Source organism: Streptomyces sp. NPDC004542 (assembly GCF_040610035.1).
GTDB lineage: Bacteria > Actinomycetota > Actinomycetes > Streptomycetales > Streptomycetaceae > Streptomyces.
Genome location: NZ_JBEXLP010000035.1, coordinates 37,218 through 52,382, shown reverse-complemented (window position 1 = coordinate 52,382; position 15,165 = coordinate 37,218). Strand labels below are relative to the sequence as shown.

14 protein-coding genes are annotated in these 15,165 nt (G+C 71.9%); 12 read left to right on the top strand and 2 right to left on the bottom strand.

What is annotated here, in order from left to right:
- Positions 1–80: 80 nt before the first annotated feature.
- The 10 genes from ABZX30_RS20510 (at position 81) to ABZX30_RS20465 (ending at position 12,271) form a co-directional block, all read left to right on the top strand.
- Positions 81–1,748, top strand: a complete 1,668-nt coding sequence (locus tag ABZX30_RS20510) for a CTP synthase (RefSeq protein WP_355935292.1) — start codon at positions 81–83, stop codon at positions 1,746–1,748.
- A 116-nt stretch (positions 1,749–1,864) separates the two neighbouring features.
- Complete coding sequence (locus ABZX30_RS20505) at positions 1,865–2,491, top strand: NUDIX hydrolase (RefSeq protein WP_355935290.1); 627 nt, start codon at positions 1,865–1,867, stop codon at positions 2,489–2,491.
- Between the two features lie 195 nt (positions 2,492–2,686).
- The gene (locus tag ABZX30_RS20500) at positions 2,687–4,753 is read left to right on the top strand and encodes a tetratricopeptide repeat protein (RefSeq protein WP_355935288.1); all 2,067 of its coding nucleotides are present in this window, start codon (positions 2,687–2,689) and stop codon (positions 4,751–4,753) included.
- Between the two features lie 136 nt (positions 4,754–4,889).
- Complete coding sequence (ald, locus tag ABZX30_RS20495; protein WP_355935286.1) at positions 4,890–6,014, top strand: alanine dehydrogenase; 1,125 nt, start codon at positions 4,890–4,892, stop codon at positions 6,012–6,014.
- Positions 6,015–6,482: 468 nt separating this feature from the next.
- Positions 6,483–7,619 (top strand): ParA family protein, encoded by a 1,137-nt coding sequence (locus tag ABZX30_RS20490; RefSeq protein ID WP_355935284.1) that lies wholly within the window; start codon positions 6,483–6,485, stop codon positions 7,617–7,619.
- Positions 7,604–8,170: a hypothetical protein gene (locus ABZX30_RS20485; protein WP_355935282.1), complete on the top strand. Its 567-nt coding sequence runs from the start codon at positions 7,604–7,606 to the stop codon at positions 8,168–8,170. Before ABZX30_RS20490 ends, ABZX30_RS20485 begins: the two co-directional genes overlap by 16 nt.
- Positions 8,171–8,498: 328 nt before the next feature.
- Positions 8,499–9,755 carry a segregation/condensation protein A gene (locus ABZX30_RS20480; RefSeq protein WP_355935281.1) on the top strand — a complete coding sequence of 419 codons (1,257 nt, stop codon included), beginning with the start codon at positions 8,499–8,501 and terminating at the stop codon, positions 9,753–9,755.
- Entirely contained in the window at positions 9,752–10,417 is a 666-nt protein-coding gene (gene scpB / locus ABZX30_RS20475) for an SMC-Scp complex subunit ScpB (RefSeq protein ID WP_355935279.1), read from the top strand. The genes ABZX30_RS20480 and scpB overlap by 4 nt, the downstream gene beginning before the upstream one ends.
- Entirely contained in the window at positions 10,417–11,487 is a 1,071-nt protein-coding gene (locus ABZX30_RS20470; protein WP_355935277.1) for a pseudouridine synthase, read from the top strand. Before scpB ends, ABZX30_RS20470 begins: the two co-directional genes overlap by 1 nt.
- A gap of 25 nt (positions 11,488–11,512) precedes the next feature.
- Complete coding sequence (locus ABZX30_RS20465; protein ID WP_355935275.1) at positions 11,513–12,271, top strand: nucleotidyltransferase domain-containing protein; 759 nt, start codon at positions 11,513–11,515, stop codon at positions 12,269–12,271.
- Here ABZX30_RS20465 and ABZX30_RS20460 read toward each other — a convergent pair.
- Positions 12,197–12,940, bottom strand: coding sequence for a nucleotidyltransferase domain-containing protein (locus tag ABZX30_RS20460; protein ID WP_355935273.1), 744 nt, complete (start codon positions 12,938–12,940; stop codon positions 12,197–12,199). The two genes, ABZX30_RS20465 and ABZX30_RS20460, sit on opposite strands and share 75 nt — an antisense overlap.
- A gap of 22 nt (positions 12,941–12,962) precedes the next feature.
- Positions 12,963–13,361 carry a Rieske (2Fe-2S) protein gene (locus tag ABZX30_RS20455; protein ID WP_355935271.1) on the bottom strand — a complete coding sequence of 133 codons (399 nt, stop codon included), beginning with the start codon at positions 13,359–13,361 and terminating at the stop codon, positions 12,963–12,965.
- 192 nt (positions 13,362–13,553) lie between these two features.
- Here ABZX30_RS20455 and aroH point away from each other — a divergent pair, with 192 nt between their 5' ends.
- Together aroH and ABZX30_RS20445 are read left to right on the top strand one after the other, a co-directional pair.
- Positions 13,554–13,916, top strand: coding sequence for a chorismate mutase (gene aroH / locus ABZX30_RS20450; RefSeq protein ID WP_355935269.1), 363 nt, complete (start codon positions 13,554–13,556; stop codon positions 13,914–13,916).
- On the top strand, positions 13,913–14,998 hold the full coding sequence (locus tag ABZX30_RS20445; protein WP_355935267.1) for a prephenate dehydrogenase: 1,086 nt from the start codon (positions 13,913–13,915) through the stop codon (positions 14,996–14,998). The genes aroH and ABZX30_RS20445 overlap by 4 nt, the downstream gene beginning before the upstream one ends.
- Positions 14,999–15,165 lie beyond the last annotated feature (167 nt).

The following is a 15,165-nucleotide window of genomic DNA, read 5'->3' as shown; positions in this document are numbered from 1 at the left end:
CTCCGCGAGAAAAACCACATTCTCCGGCCCGGCAGCCGCACCGCACCCCAGACCGCGACCACGGGAGCCCCCTCTTGGCCATGCCGCCCGCTGCTTTCCGAACCAGCACAGCCACGACGACCAAGCACATCTTCGTCACCGGGGGTGTCGCCTCCTCTCTCGGCAAGGGCCTCACCGCCTCCAGCCTCGGCATGCTGCTCAAGGCCCGCGGTCTGCGCGTCGTGATGCAGAAGCTCGACCCGTACCTCAACGTCGACCCGGGCACCATGAACCCGTTCCAGCACGGTGAGGTGTTCGTCACCAACGACGGCGCGGAAACCGACCTGGACATCGGACATTACGAGCGCTTCCTCGACCGCGACTTGGACGGCTCCGCCAACGTCACTACAGGCCAGGTGTACTCGACCGTCATCGCCAAGGAGCGCCGGGGCGAGTACCTGGGTGACACGGTGCAGGTCATCCCGCACATCACCAACGAGATCAAGCACCGCATCCGGCGCATGGCGACGGACGAGGTGGACGTGGTGATCACCGAGGTCGGCGGCACGGTCGGCGACATCGAGTCGCTGCCGTTCCTGGAGACCGTCCGCCAGGTCCGCCACGAGGTCGGCCGGGACAACGTCTTCGTGGTGCACATCTCGCTCCTGCCCTACATCGGCCCCTCGGGCGAGCTGAAGACCAAGCCGACCCAGCACAGCGTGGCCGCGCTGCGGAACATCGGTATCCAGCCGGACGCGATCGTGCTGCGGTGCGACCGTGAGGTCCCCACCGCGATCAAGCGCAAGATCTCCCTGATGTGCGACGTCGACGAGGCGGCCGTGGTCGCCTGCCCGGACGCCCGCTCGATCTACGACATCCCCAAGACCGTGCACGGCGAGGGCCTGGACGCGTACGTCGTCCGCAAGCTCGACCTGCCGTTCCGTGACGTGGACTGGCGGACCTGGGACGACCTGCTCGACCGTGTCCACAACCCCGACCACGAGATCACCCTGGCCCTGGTCGGCAAGTACATCGACCTGCCCGACGCCTACCTGTCGGTGACCGAGGCGCTGCGCGCCGGCGGCTTCGCCAACCGGGCCCGCGTCAAGATCAAGTGGGTCACCTCGGACGACTGCAAGACCCCGGCCGGCGCCAAGGCGCAACTCGCCGACGTCGACGGCATCTGCATCCCCGGCGGCTTCGGCGACCGCGGTGTGCTCGGCAAGGTCGGTGCCATCCGTTACGCCCGCGAGAACCGGATCCCGCTGCTCGGCCTCTGCCTGGGCCTGCAGTGCATCGTGATCGAGGCCGCGCGCAACCTGGCCGGCGTCTCCGACGCCAACTCCACCGAGTTCGACCCGGCCACCGCCCACCCGGTCATCTCCACCATGGCCGAGCAGCTCGACATCGTGGCGGGCGAGGGCGACATGGGCGGCACCATGCGGCTGGGCATGTACCCGGCGAAGCTGGCCGAGGGCTCGATCGTGCGCGAGGTGTACGACGGCAAGGAGTACGTCGAGGAGCGGCACCGGCACCGGTACGAGGTGAACAACGCCTACCGCGCCGAGCTGGAGAAGAAGGCCGGCATCCTCTTCTCGGGCACCTCGCCGGACGGCAAGCTCGTCGAGTACGTCGAGTACCCGCGCGACGTCCACCCCTACCTGGTCGCCACGCAGGCGCACCCCGAGCTGCGCTCGCGGCCGACCCGCCCGCACCCGCTCTTCGCCGGGCTCGTGAAGGCGGCGGTCCAGCGGAAGAATTCCAAGTAACACACCCAGTTGTACGGTGGCCGGGGTGCATACCTTCAAACGGTGGGCACCCCGGTTTCGTTGTGGGCCGGTTCCGTGGTGAGCCGGTCTTCCTCGCACGTGCGGAAGGACAGGGCATGACGATCAAGGACACCCCGGAGGAGTGGGAGATCCGGGCGACGGAGACCCCCTTCGCGGGCAACAAGACCTCCGTCCGCACGGACGACGTGGTCATGCCCGACGGCTCGGTGGTCCGCCGCGACTACCAGGTCCACCCCGGTTCCGTGGCCGTCCTCGCCCTGGACGACGAGGACCGCGTCCTGCTCATCAAGCAGTACCGCCACCCCGTACGGCACAAGCTGTGGGAGATCCCGGCGGGCCTGCTCGACGTGCCGGGCGAGAACCCGCTGCACGCGGCGCAGCGCGAGCTGTACGAGGAGGCGCACGTCAAGGCCGAGGACTGGCGGGTGCTGACCGACGTCTACACCACCCCCGGGGGCTGCGACGAGTCCGTGCGGATCTTCCTCGCCCGCGGCCTGTCGGAGGCCGAGGGGGAGCGCTTCGAGGTCGAGGACGAGGAGTCCGACATGGAGCACGCGCGCGTGCCCGTCGACGAGCTCGTCCGTGGCGTGCTCGCCGGTGAGCTGCACAACAACTGCCTCGTCGTCGGCGTCCTGTCGCTGGTCGCCGCCCGCACCGGCGGCGGGCTCGAGGCGCTGCGCCCGGCGGAGGCGCCGTGGCCGGCGCGTCCGTTCGAGTCCTGAGACCCGTCCTCGAGTCCTGAGACCCGTCCGCCGCGCCGAGCGGCCCCACCGGTGTGACGATCGCCTGATCCGATCGGGGGATGTCTCCGCCGTGCTCCTCCCGGACCGTTGCAGAGCGTGAACTAGGCTCTGAAAACGCCCGGACCGGAGTTCCCGGCGGGCGCCGGTGTGCGGGGTTGGACGGGAGTGTGGCCCGTGGCGGAACAGGCGGTGGACACAGGCGGTGCGCGGCTGGCCGGCGAGTCGGCCGCGCCAAGCCATTTCCTCGGCCGCTCACGGGAGTTGAAGGAGCTGCGCGCCGACATCGAGCGCGCGGGCCTGGACACCCTCTCCGGCCGCAAGGCCCCCCGTGCGCGGGTGCTCCTCATCGCCGGCCGCCCCGGTTCAGGCCGTACGGCCCTCGCCGAGGAACTCGTCCGGCGGGTCGCCGAGCGTTACCGGGACGGGGTGCTGCGGGTCCGCCTCAGCGACCCCGACGGCACCCCCGTCCCCGTCGGGCGCACCGCCCGCGAGCTGCTCACCGCCCTGGACCTGCCCGCCCCGGCCGGAGCCGCCGAGGACGACCTCACCGAGGCGCTGCGGGCGGCCCTGGCCGGGCGCCGCGCCCTGCTCCTGCTGGACGACGCGGCGAGCGCCGAGCAGGTCGACGCGCTGCTGCCGGACGCCCCGGACTGCCTCGTCGTCGCCGTCTCCGGCGGCCCGCTCACGGGGATCACGGACGTCCGCCCGTGCACCCTGGGCGGCCTCGACACCAAGTCGGCGCTGGAGCTGCTGACCCGCTTCACCGGCTCGGTCCGCATCACCGTCGACCCGCGGGCCGCCGAGAACCTGGTCGAGGTGTGCCAGGCCCAGCCCGCCGCGCTCGTCCTGGCCGGCGGCTGGCTGGCCGCCAGCCCCAAGACGGCCGTGTCCGACCTGGCCAAGCGCCTGCACGCCGAGACCGACGAGGGCACGCCGCTGTCCCGTGTCTTCCGGTTCGTGTACGGCGGGCTGCCGGGCCCGGCAGCCCGGATACTGCGACTGCTCTCCCTGGCCCCGGCCGGCCTGGTCGACCCGCACACCGCCTCCGCGCTGGCCGGCACCTCGGTCACGGCCGCCCGGGCCGCCCTGGACGACTTCGTCGCCCTCGGCCTGCTGCGGGCGGTGGCCTCCCCGCTGCCGCAGTACGAGGTGCCCGGCTGCCTCCAGCCCCTGCTGCACGCGCGCGCCGAGGCCCAGGACCGCCCCGGCGAGCTCCGGCTGGCCCGTGCGCGCATGCTGGAGCGCACCGTGCGGCTGCTGCAGTCCTGCCGGGCGATCACCGAGACCGACCAGCCCGAGTTGCGCGAGAAGCTCCAGGGCCTGCCGGCCGAGCTGCGCTTCCCGACGCCGAGGGCGGCCGAGGACTGGCTGCGCATCCGCCGGCCCGCGCTGCTGGCCGCGGCCCGGCTCGCGGTCGCCGACGGGGAGCTGGACACGCTGGCCCGCCGGCTGATGTCCCAGCTGGTCCGGGCCATGGCGGCGCACTTCGGCACGGAGGCGGCCGCGCCCGACCTGTACGGCGTGCACCGGCTCGTCCTGAACGTGGCCGAGCGCCGGAACCTGCCCCGGGAGAAGGCCGCCGCGCTGCTGAACCTCGCCGACCTGGACGCCCGTACCGGCCGTACCCGGGACGCGCTGGCCCGCTACCGGGCCGCGCTGGACGCCGGACGCGAGGCGAACGACCCGTACGCGGCCGGCCGTGCGATGGAATCCGTAGGGGGTGCCCACCAGGAGCTGGGGGACTACGACCGGGCCGCCGACTGGTTCGGCCGGGCGCTCGCCCAGCGCCTGGCCCGGGGGGAGCGCGCGGACGCCGCCCGGCTGTACGGCCGTATCGCGGGCGCCCACACCTTCGCGGGCCGCTACGGGGAGGCGCTCAGGAACTGGCGGGCGGCCGGCGCCGTGTACCGCAAGGACGGTGACATCGCCGCCTACGCAAGGGCGTTGAGCGAAGTGGCCCGGGTCCAGGAGTACGCCGGACGCCCCACGGAGTCGCTGCACACCTGCCAGGAGGCGGTGGAGTGGGCGCGCCGCGCCCAGGACCCCCGGCTGCAGGCCGCGATCCAGCTGCGGCTCGCCGACACCCTGGAGCGCCTCGGCGACCCGGCCGCCGCCCGACTGCACCGCTCGGCGGCCGAGCGCATGCTGGGAGAGGGGCCCCAGGAGGGCCCTGACGCGGAGAAGGGGCCGGAACACGGCGCTAACGCCTGCGAAATCCGTAGTACATCCGGCGAAGATTAATGCAATGAAAGGCTAGACAGCCGGAACGCCTTCATTAAACTGGCTCTGCCGCACGTTCTCCGGCGGTGTCTCCCGGTGTGCCCCTGCATGCCCGGGTATGTCTGACAATGCCCCCACACCCTCTGAGCCAAGGACCGTGATCCACGTGAAGGTCGGCATCCCCCGCGAGGTCAAGAACAACGAGTTCCGGGTGGCCATCACCCCCGCCGGCGTGCACGAGCTGGTGCGCCACGGCCACCAGGTCGTCGTCGAGCGGAACGCCGGCGTCGGCTCCTCGATCCCGGACGAGGAGTACGTGGCGGCCGGCGCGCAGATCCTGGAGACGGCCGACGAGGTCTGGGCCTCCGCCGACCTGCTGCTGAAGGTCAAGGAGCCCATCGCGCAGGAGTACCACCGCCTCCGCAAGGACCAGATCCTCTTCACCTACCTGCACCTGGCCGCCTCGAAGGAGTGCACGGACGCCCTCCTGGAGTCCGGCACCACGGCGATCGCCTACGAGACGGTCGAGCTCGCGAACCGCGCCCTGCCGCTGCTCGCCCCGATGTCCGAGGTCGCGGGCCGCCTCGCCCCGCAGGTCGGCGCCTACCACCTGATGGCCGCGAACGGCGGCCGCGGTGTGCTCCCCGGCGGTGTCCCGGGGGTGCCGGCCGGCAAGGCTGTCATCATCGGCGGCGGCGTCTCCGGCTGGAACGCCGCGCAGATCGCCATCGGCCTCGGCTTCCACGTGACCCTGCTCGACAAGGACATCAACAAGCTCAAGGAAGCCGACAAGATCTTCGGCACGAAGATCCAGACCGTCGTCTCCAACGCCTTCGAGCTGGAGAAGGCCTGCCTCGACGCCGACCTCGTGATCGGCGCGGTGCTCATCCCGGGCGCCAAGGCCCCGAAGCTGGTCACCAACGAGCTGGTCTCCCGGATGAAGGCCGGAAGTGTCCTTGTCGACATCGCGATCGACCAGGGCGGCTGCTTCGAGGACTCCCACCCGACCACGCACGCCGAGCCGACCTTCCGGGTCCACAATTCGGTCTTCTACTGCGTCGCCAACATGCCGGGCGCGGTGCCCAACACCTCCACCTACGCGCTGACCAACGCCACGCTGCCGTACATCGTGGAACTGGCCGACAAGGGCTGGGTCGAGGCGCTGCGCCGCGACGCCGCGCTCGCCAGGGGCCTCAACACGCATGACGGCAACGTCGTTTACAAGGAAGTCGCCGAGGCGCACGGTCTGGAGCACGTGGAACTCGAGACCCTGCTCGGCTGAGCGGCGACCGGCCGCCGGCCTGGCGCCGGCCTCACGCCGGCTTCACGCCGGCCTCGCGTCGGCCTCGCGTCGGTCACCAAGTCGCCAAGAACCATAAGGCGATTCGTCAACACCGGTCGTCAACGCGGCGCACCCGGCCGGACCTTGCCCGACAAGGTCCGGCCGGATGTGTGTATGGTCACTTTGCCACTTGCGGTCAACTCGCCTCGAACGTAACCCTTCGACCGATTCGCACACCGGTGAAACCTGCCGTGCGACGGCCGTACGCCCTTGACAGCGGGATGTTTCATTGCCGACACATCCTGCCGGGTCCGGCGGATTGTGTTGCTGCGGACCGCCGACACGCCATAGAGTCGCCAACCGTCGGCATGGTGCCACGCTGACCTGTCTAGAAGTTTCCTGGTCACCAAGGAGGTAAGACGACTTGTGAATGAGTCGACATTTTCTCCCGGGGGTGGTCAACCAGGAATGCCTGCGCGGGGCCAGGGCTCCACGGGGCTCGAGGCTGTCGGCTCCGTCGCTGTCCGAACCTTCGCAGCCCAACAGAGCCAGGGCAGCCCCCACATGGCTCTGTCAGCACACCAGAGCATGGATGGCCATCACGTGAACGCCATGGCCGGCGACGGAAGTGGCGCGCCCCACAACCACTTCGCCGACTACGACGAACTGCCCGAAGGGCACTTCTACGACCCCGACGCCGAGTACGAGCCCGATCCCGAGTACGCGGCCACGCTCGCGCCCGACGCGGCCCGCCAGCGCCGTGAGCGCATCGGTCCGACCGGACGCCCGCTGCCGTACTTCCCGATCCCGGGCCCGCTGACCGACCACGGCCCCGCGAAGATCATCGCGATGTGCAACCAGAAGGGCGGCGTCGGCAAGACGACGTCGACCATCAACCTGGGTGCCGCGCTCGCGGAGTACGGCCGGCGCGTGCTCCTCGTGGACTTCGACCCGCAGGGCGCGCTGTCGGTGGGTCTCGGCGTCAACCCGATGGAGCTCGACCTCACCGTCTACAACCTGCTCATGGAGCGGGGCATGTCGGCGGACGAGGTGCTCCTGAAGACGGCGGTCCCCAACATGGACCTGCTGCCCAGCAACATCGACCTGTCCGCCGCCGAGGTCCAGCTGGTCTCCGAGGTCGCCCGTGAGTCGACGCTCCAGCGGGCGCTGAAGCCGCTGCTGCCCGACTACGACTACATCGTGATCGACTGCCAGCCCTCGCTCGGCCTGCTCACGGTGAACGCGCTGACGGCCGCCCACAAGGTGATCGTCCCGCTGGAATGCGAGTTCTTCGCGCTGCGCGGTGTCGCGTTGCTCACGGAGACCATCGAGAAGGTCCAGGAGCGGCTCAACCCGGAGCTGGAGCTCGACGGCATCCTCGCCACGATGTACGACTCGCGTACCGTGCACAGCCGCGAGGTGCTGGCACGCGTGGTCGAGGCCTTCGACGACCACGTCTACCACACGGTCATCGGCCGCACGGTCCGCTTCCCGGAGACCACGGTCGCCGGCGAGCCGATCACCACGTACGCCTCCAACTCCGTCGGTGCCGCCGCCTACCGCCAGCTCGCCAGGGAGGTGCTCGCCCGGTGTCACGCCGAGTGAGTCTGCCCGGGGCCGACGAACTGTTCCGTACGACGGGGGGGACGGCGCTCCAGGCGTCCACCCCCCGGCGCCAGACGGGCGGCGAGGCCCGGGTGCCGGCTCCCGCCGGAGAGAGCGACCCGGCGGCCGCCTCGGCGGAGGACGCGCCGCAGGCCGTCCCCGTGCAGAGCGGTGACGGTGACGGTGCGGAGCACGTGGCGGCGGTCGACACGGAGCCGGCCGAGGCCGGTGAGTCCCGGGAGCGGGAGCGCTCCGCGCGGTCCCGGACGGCGGCGCAGGAAGGTTCTGCCGCCGCCGCGCAGCCGCGCAAGCGGGGCCGGGCCGCCGCGCGCCGGCCCAGCGGGCGCGAGCGGCACGACGAGAAGATCACCGTGTACGTCTCCGCCGAGGAATTGATGGACCTGGAGCACGCCCGCCTGGTCCTGCGCGGCGAACACGGCCTGGCGGTCGACCGCGGCCGCATCGTCCGCGAGGCGGTCGCCGTGGTACTGGCCGACCTCGAGGCCCGCGGCGACGCGAGCATCCTGGTACGGCGGCTCCGCGGCCGCTAGCGGCCGCGCGCGACGGCCGGCCCGGGGTTGCCCCGGTGCCCAGGTCCCCCCCGAGGCGCAGGCGCCAGGACGCCGGCCGCGGGATGCTCGCCCGGGAGTCAGCGGTTCAGGGGTCCGCGGGCGTGCGGGGCTGCTGGTGTGGCGGGCTGTGGGGGCGGCAGGCGCCTGGTGGCGGGGCCGGGCGGTTCGGGAGCGTGCGGATGCTTCGAGCCGGTGTGCGGGTGCCTGCGCGGGCGGGAGGGCCGCCTGGGAGGCGGTGGGTCCGGTGCGGCGGCCGTGGCGGGCCGTGGCCGGCTCCGCGAACGGGAAACGATAGCCTGCGACGGCCATGACCCCGAACGACGTTCCCACCCCCGGCGCACGCGCCGGCCAGAGGCGTGCGCTCGGGCGGGGACCCGGCACCGCGCGGGTGGAAACGGATACGGCTCCGGCCCCGGACGTGCCACCACCCCCGCCCACGGAACCAGAACCGGAGGCTGCCGCCGAAGAGGCCGAGCAGGCCCCGGTGCGTGAGGCGGAGCTCGATCCCGAGGCCGTGACCCATGGACCGGTGGACCCGGTGGCCGGTGCGCGTGCGGAGTCCGGCAGCGGGCCGGAGCAGGTGTCCCGCGCGGCGGGTGAGGTCGGGGCGGCTTCGGTGCGTGAGGCGGGGTCCCGTCCTGAGCCCGTGGCCCGTGGCCGGATGGACCCGGCGGCCGGTGCGGGGGCCGAGTCGGCGGCCCCCGCGGCGGGTGAGGTCGGGGCCGTGGCCGAGGCGTCGGCCGACCCCGGCGGGGAAGGTGTCTTCAAGGTCCGGCTCGCCAACTTCGAGGGGCCGTTCGATCTGCTGCTCCAGCTGATCTCGAAGCACAAGCTGGACGTCACCGAGGTCGCCCTGTCCAAGGTCACCGACGAGTTCATGGCCCACATCCGGGCGATGGGGCCGGACTGGGACCTGGACCAGACGACCGAGTTCCTGGTCGTCGCGGCCACCCTGCTGGACCTGAAGGCGGCCCGGCTGCTGCCCACGGCCGAGGTCGAGGACGAGGCCGACCTGGCGCTGCTCGAGGCCAGGGACCTGCTGTTCGCACGGCTGCTGCAGTACCGGGCGTACAAGCAGATCGCCGACATCTTCCACCAGCGGCTGGAGGAAGAGGCCCGGCGCTACCCGCGCACCGTGGGACTCGAACCCCACCACGCCGAACTCCTCCCCGAGGTCGTCATCAGCATCGGCCCGGAAGGCTTCGCCAAGCTCGCGGTCAAGGCGATGCAGCCCAAGCCGAAGCCCCAGGTGTACGTCGACCACATCCACGCACCGCTCGTCTCGGTGCAGGAGCAGGCCCAGATCGTGGTCGGGCGGCTGAAGGAGCTCGGCGAGGCCAGCTTCCGCACGCTCGTCGCGGACACCGGCGACACGCTCACCGTCGTCGCCCGCTTCCTCGCCCTGCTGGAGCTGTACCGGGAGAAGGCCGTCGCCCTGGACCAGGAGACCGCGCTCGGCGAGCTGGTCGTGCGCTGGACCGGCGGGGACGGGGACGCCGCCCCGGTGGTCACGGACGAGTTCGACCGGCCTCCCGAGGAGCCGAAGGAGGACAGGAAACCGTGAGCGAGGACACCGCGGAACCCACGGCGGGGCCGCACACCGTCGCCGGCCTCGAGCTCAAGCCCGCCCTCGAGGCGGTCCTGATGGTCGTGGACGAGCCCGCGACCGAGGAACACCTGGCGAAAATACTGCAGCGGCCCCGGCGGCAGATCGCGGACGCGCTGCGCGAACTGGCCGACGAGTACACCGTGCAGGGCCGCGGCTTCGAGCTGCGCCTGATCGCCGGCGGCTGGCGCTTCTACACCCGCCCCGAGTACGCGGCCGCCGTCGAGGGCTTCGTCCTGGACGGCCAGCAGGCCCGCCTCACCCAGGCGGCACTGGAGACCCTGGCCGTGGTCGCCTACCGGCAGCCGGTCAGCCGCAGCCGCGTCTCGGCCGTGCGCGGAGTGAACTGCGACGGCGTGATGCGCACCCTCCTCCAGCGCGGTCTGGTCGAGGAGGCGGGCACGGAACCCGAAACAGGTGCGATCCTGTACAGGACGACGAACTACTTCCTGGAGCGGATGGGCCTGCGCGGCCTGGACGAGCTCCCGGAGCTCGCGCCCTTCCTCCCGGAGGCTGAGGCGATCGAGGCCGAGACCCAGGAAGGCGTACCGTCGTTCGATCCGGACGCCCCGGACGCGGACGACGGTCCCACGACGAACACGACGACGACGGAACTTTGATGCGAAGCAGCGGCAGCGGCAGCGGCAGGAACGGCGGACGCGGTAACCACCGCGGCGCCGGCAACAACAGGGACGAGCGGCAGGGGCAGGGCCGTCCCCGCAAGCCCCGCCCCGAGGAGCGCCGCTACGACGTGGGCCCCGGCGCTTCCCAGGACGGCCCCAAGTCCGGGCGCGGCGGCACGGCACGGGGCGGCGCCAAGGGCGGCCCGAAGAAGCCCCAGAGCGGGCGCGGCCGTACCGCCCCGGCGAGCTCCCGCGAGTACGAGACGCGGGCCGAGGAGCGCAACCGCGAGCGGTACGCCGGGAAGAAGGACATCAAGCTGCCCAGGACCTTCCCGGGCGCCGAGCAGGAGGGCGAGCGGCTGCAGAAGGTCCTCGCGCGCGCGGGCTACGGCTCCCGGCGTGCCTGCGAGGAACTGATCGACCAGGCCCGCGTCGAGGTGAACGGCGAGATCGTCACCGAGCAGGGCAAGCGGGTCGACCCGGAGAAGGACGAGGTCAAGGTCGACGGCCTGACGGTGGCGACCCAGTCGTACCAGTTCTTCTCGCTCAACAAGCCGGCGGGCGTGGTCTCCACGATGGAGGACCCGGAGGGCCGCCAGTGCCTCGGCGACTACGTCACCAACCGTGAGACGCGCCTGTTCCACGTCGGCCGCCTGGACACCGATACCGAGGGGGTCATCCTCCTCACCAACCACGGCGAGCTGGCCCACCGGCTGACCCATCCCAAGTACGGCGTGAAGAAGACCTACCTCGCCGCCATCGTCGGCCCGATCCCACGCGACCTGGGCAAGCGTCTGAAGGACGGCATCCAGCTCGAGGACGGCTACGCCCGCGCGGACCACTTCCGCGTCGTGGAGCAGACCGGCAAGAACTACCTCGTCGAGGTCACCCTCCACGAGGGCCGCAAGCACATCGTCCGCCGCATGCTCGCCGAGGCCGGCTTCCCGGTCGAGAAACTCGTGCGCACCGCATTCGGCCCCATCACCCTGGGCGACCAGAAGTCGGGCTGGCTGCGCCGTCTGTCCAACACGGAGGTCGGCATGCTGATGAAGGAGGTCGACCTCTAGGACCGGGCTCTGGGACGCTTGGGTCATGATCGACGATCTCGACCTGGACCTGACGCCCGTGATAGCCGAGCAGCCGGACCCCTTGCTGTTCGCCACGGTCTCCGGCGCGCACCTGTACGGCTTCCCCTCGCAGGACTCCGACCTGGACCTGCGGGGTGTCCACCTGCTGCCCGCGGCCGACCTGGTGGGGCTGCGGGAGCCGGAGGAGACCCGGACCCGGATCTGGGTGCGGTACGGCGTGGAGATGGACCTCGTCACGCACGATCTGCGCAAGTTCGTACGGCTGATGCTGCGCCGCAACGGCTATGTGCTGGAGCAGCTCCTCTCGCCCCTGGTCGCGCACACCACCGACGCGCACCGGGAGCTGGCCGCGCTGGTGCCCGGCGTGCTGACCAGCCACCACGCCCACCACTACCGGGGTTTCGCGGCGACGCAGTGGCGGCTGTTCGAGAAGACCGGCGAACTCAAGCCGCTGCTGTACACCTTCCGGGTCCTGCTCACCGGGATCCACCTGATGCGCACCGGCGAGGTACAGGCCCATCTGCCGACCCTCCTCGACCTGGACACCGGCCCGGACGTGCCCGCCTACCTGCCCGACCTGATCGCGGCGAAGGCACAGCGGGAGCACGGCAGCGCCGAAGTGGACCACGCGCGCGTGGCCGCCGATGTCGAGAGGCTGCACGCGGTGCTCGACGAGGCCCGGACCGGCTCAGTCCTGCCCGACGCGCCCACCGCGTACGACGCCCTGCACGACTTCGTCGTCCGGATCCGCCTGGTGGGCTGAGGCGCGGCGGGTACGGACCAGGAAGTCCTCCACCCGGCGGCGGTCCGGCTCGGCCGGCAGCGGGGTCCGGTGCGACCACTCGTCCGTCTCCGCGGCCAGACGGGCCATCCAGAGCTCCACCTCGGGCCAGGAGACCTCGCCCCGCTTCACCGCCAGCAGCGTCTCGCGCCGGTCGCCGACGTCGATCGTCAGCTCGCCCGTGCGTAGCAGGACGGCGGCGGACATCAGCAGCCGCAGCAGATGCATCGCATGCTTCCAGCGCGGGGCGCCATGGGTGCGGACGTCGGCATCGAGCTTCCTGCGCTGGCCCAGGGCGTACCGGGTGAACGAGTCGTGGACCCGGCGGGAGAGGAACGCCCCGCGCAGCGACAGCAGTTCGCGACCGGTGGCGTCGACGTGCTCCACCAGGGGCGAGTGCAGGCACTCCAGAACGTTCGGATTGGCGCGCAGCGCCAGTTCGCAGAAGCGCTCCAGCTCCCAGCTGAACCGCTCCTCGCCCGGCCCGTCCACATGCGCCGGCGGCTTCTCGAAGCGCCAGAACAGGGGAGCGGGAGCGAGGAAGACACCCCTGTGGTCCGTGTCGCTGCCCTCCGTGGCCAGCCCGAAGGCGCGCGAGCCCATCACGCAGGAGTAGATCGTGTGGTCGCGTACCAGGTCCTCGGGGTGCATGCCCGGGAGCGTACGCGGACCCTCACGCCAGGCGGATGGAATTTCCGTTCACCGTGATCTCCTTCGCGGGCAGCGGCCTGGTCGCCGGGCCGTGCGCCACCGAGCCGTCGGCGATGCGGAACCTGCTGCCGTGGCAGGGGCAGTCGATCGTGCCGTCCGCGACCCGGTTCACCGTGCAGCCCTGGTGGGTGCAGATCGCCGAGAAGGCCTTGAACTCACCCTTCTTCGGCTGGGTGACCACGACCTTGCGGTCCGCGAAGACCCTGCCGCCACCGACCGGGACGTCACCGGTCGCCCCCAGTTCCTGCCCGGAGGACGAGGAACTGCCGCTCTCGCCCTGGGCGCCGCATCCCACGCATCCCACGGCGAGCGCGGCCGCGCCCGTCGCGAGAAGCGTGCGCCGTGTCGAGCTCTGGGTCATGTCGTCACTCCGCACAGTCGTCACTCCGCACCTAGGGACACCGAAGGCGTCGAACAATCAACAATGCGGGACAGACTGCCACAGATGGCGCGTTTCGCGCGTCTCAGCGTGCGGGCGGCGGACACCGCGTCGGCGCGGGCTGACTACGCTGGACGGACCAAGCACCCACACACGTCAGCAAGGAGCAGCGCCGTGGCGGTACGAGCGGTCCGGGGGGCCGTCCAGCTGGAGAGGGACGAGGCCGGACACATGGACGAGCAGGTCGGAGCCCTGCTCACCGCCGTCCTGGAGCGGAACGGGCTGACCGCCGACGACCTGATCAGCATCTGGTTCACGGCCACGCCCGACCTGCACAGCGACTTCCCGGCCGCCGCCGCCCGCAAGCTCGGCATCGTCGACGTGCCGCTGATCTGCGCCCAGGAACTGGACATCGAGGGCGCCATGCCCCGTGTGGTCCGCGTCCTCGCGCACATCGAGTCCGACCGGCCCCGGGCCGACATCGCCCATGTCTACCTGGGCGCCGCGGCCGCCCTGCGCAGGGACATCGCCCAGTGAGGACCGCTCTCGTCATCGGCACCGGGCTCATCGGCACGTCCGCCGCGCTCGCCCTGACCCAGCGGGGCGTCGTCGTCCACCTGAGCGACCACGACCCGGAGCAGGCCCGTACGGCCGCCGCGCTGGGCGCCGGCACCGACGAGGCCCCTGCCGGTCCCGTCGACCTCGCCATCGTCGCCGCCCCGCCCGCGCATGTCGCGGCCGTCCTCGCCGACGCCGTACGCCGGGGGGTGGCCCGTGGCTACGTCGACGTGGCCAGCGTCAAGGGCGGCCCGCGCCGCGAGCTGGAGGCGCTCGGCCTCGACCTGTCGTCGTACATCGGCACGCACCCCATGGCGGGCCGTGAGAAGTCCGGCCCGCTGGCCGCGACCGGCGACCTGTTCGAGGGCCGCCCCTGGGTGCTGACCCCCACCCGGGACACGGACACCGAGGTGCTCAACCTCGCCCTGGAGCTGGTCTCGCACTGCCGGGCGGTGCCGGTGGTGATGGACGCCGACGCCCACGACCGCGCGGTGGCGCTGGTGTCCCACATGCCCCACCTGGTCTCCAGCATGGTCGCGGCCCGTCTGCAGCACGCCGAGGAGGCGGCCGTACGGCTGTGCGGTCAGGGCATCCGCGACGTGACCCGGATCGCCGCCTCCGACCCCCGGATGTGGATGGACATCCTGTCCGCGAACCCCGGTCCGGTCGCCGACCTGCTCACCGACGTCGCCGCCGACCTGACGGAGACGGTGCGGGCCCTGCGCGCCCTGCAGTCCTCCGACGAGACCGAGCGGCACGAGGGGACCGCCGGGATCGAGGACATGCTGCGGCGCGGCAACGCGGGGCAGGTCCGGGTGCCCGGCAAGCACGGGTCCGCGCCGCGGGTCTACGAGACCGTGGCCGTGCTGATCGACGACCAGCCGGGACAGCTGGCCCGCATCTTCGCTGACGCCGACCGGGCCGGGGTCAACATCGAGGACGTCCGCATCGAGCACGCGACGGGGCAGCAGGCCGGTCTGGTCCAGCTGATGGTCGAGCCGAAGGCGGTGCCGGTGCTGACGGCGGCGCTGCGGGAACGGGGCTGGGCGCTGCGGCAGTAGGCGCCCCGGGCTGTCGTGACCGTCTGCTGGGGGCGGCCGCCCCCGGACCGTCGCTTCGGCCCGGACGGCCTCGCCCCCGCCTCCTCGCGTCCGGGCGGGTCACCCGTACCCAGTAACCTTAGTCCGGGGCGCTCTCGCTCCCCGCACCCCGTTCATCGCATCCCGCA

Bases quoted from the DNA above. Each gene is read 5' to 3' on its own strand.
- ABZX30_RS20490 (WP_355935284.1), top strand. From the start codon at position 6,483: ATGCCTGCGCGGGGCCAGGGCTCCACGGGGCTCGAGGCTGTCGGCTCC.
- ABZX30_RS20505 (WP_355935290.1), top strand. From the start codon at position 1,865: ATGACGATCAAGGACACCCCGGAGGAGTGGGAGATCCGGGCGACGGAG.
- ABZX30_RS20470 (WP_355935277.1), top strand. From the start codon at position 10,417: ATGCGAAGCAGCGGCAGCGGCAGCGGCAGGAACGGCGGACGCGGTAAC.
- ABZX30_RS20480 (WP_355935281.1), top strand. From the start codon at position 8,499: ATGACCCCGAACGACGTTCCCACCCCCGGCGCACGCGCCGGCCAGAGG.
- ABZX30_RS20455 (WP_355935271.1), bottom strand. From the start codon at position 13,361: ATGACCCAGAGCTCGACACGGCGCACGCTTCTCGCGACGGGCGCGGCC.
- ABZX30_RS20510 (WP_355935292.1), top strand. From the start codon at position 81: ATGCCGCCCGCTGCTTTCCGAACCAGCACAGCCACGACGACCAAGCAC.
- ABZX30_RS20465 (WP_355935275.1), top strand. From the start codon at position 11,513: ATGATCGACGATCTCGACCTGGACCTGACGCCCGTGATAGCCGAGCAG.
- ABZX30_RS20460 (WP_355935273.1), bottom strand. From the start codon at position 12,940: ATGCACCCCGAGGACCTGGTACGCGACCACACGATCTACTCCTGCGTG.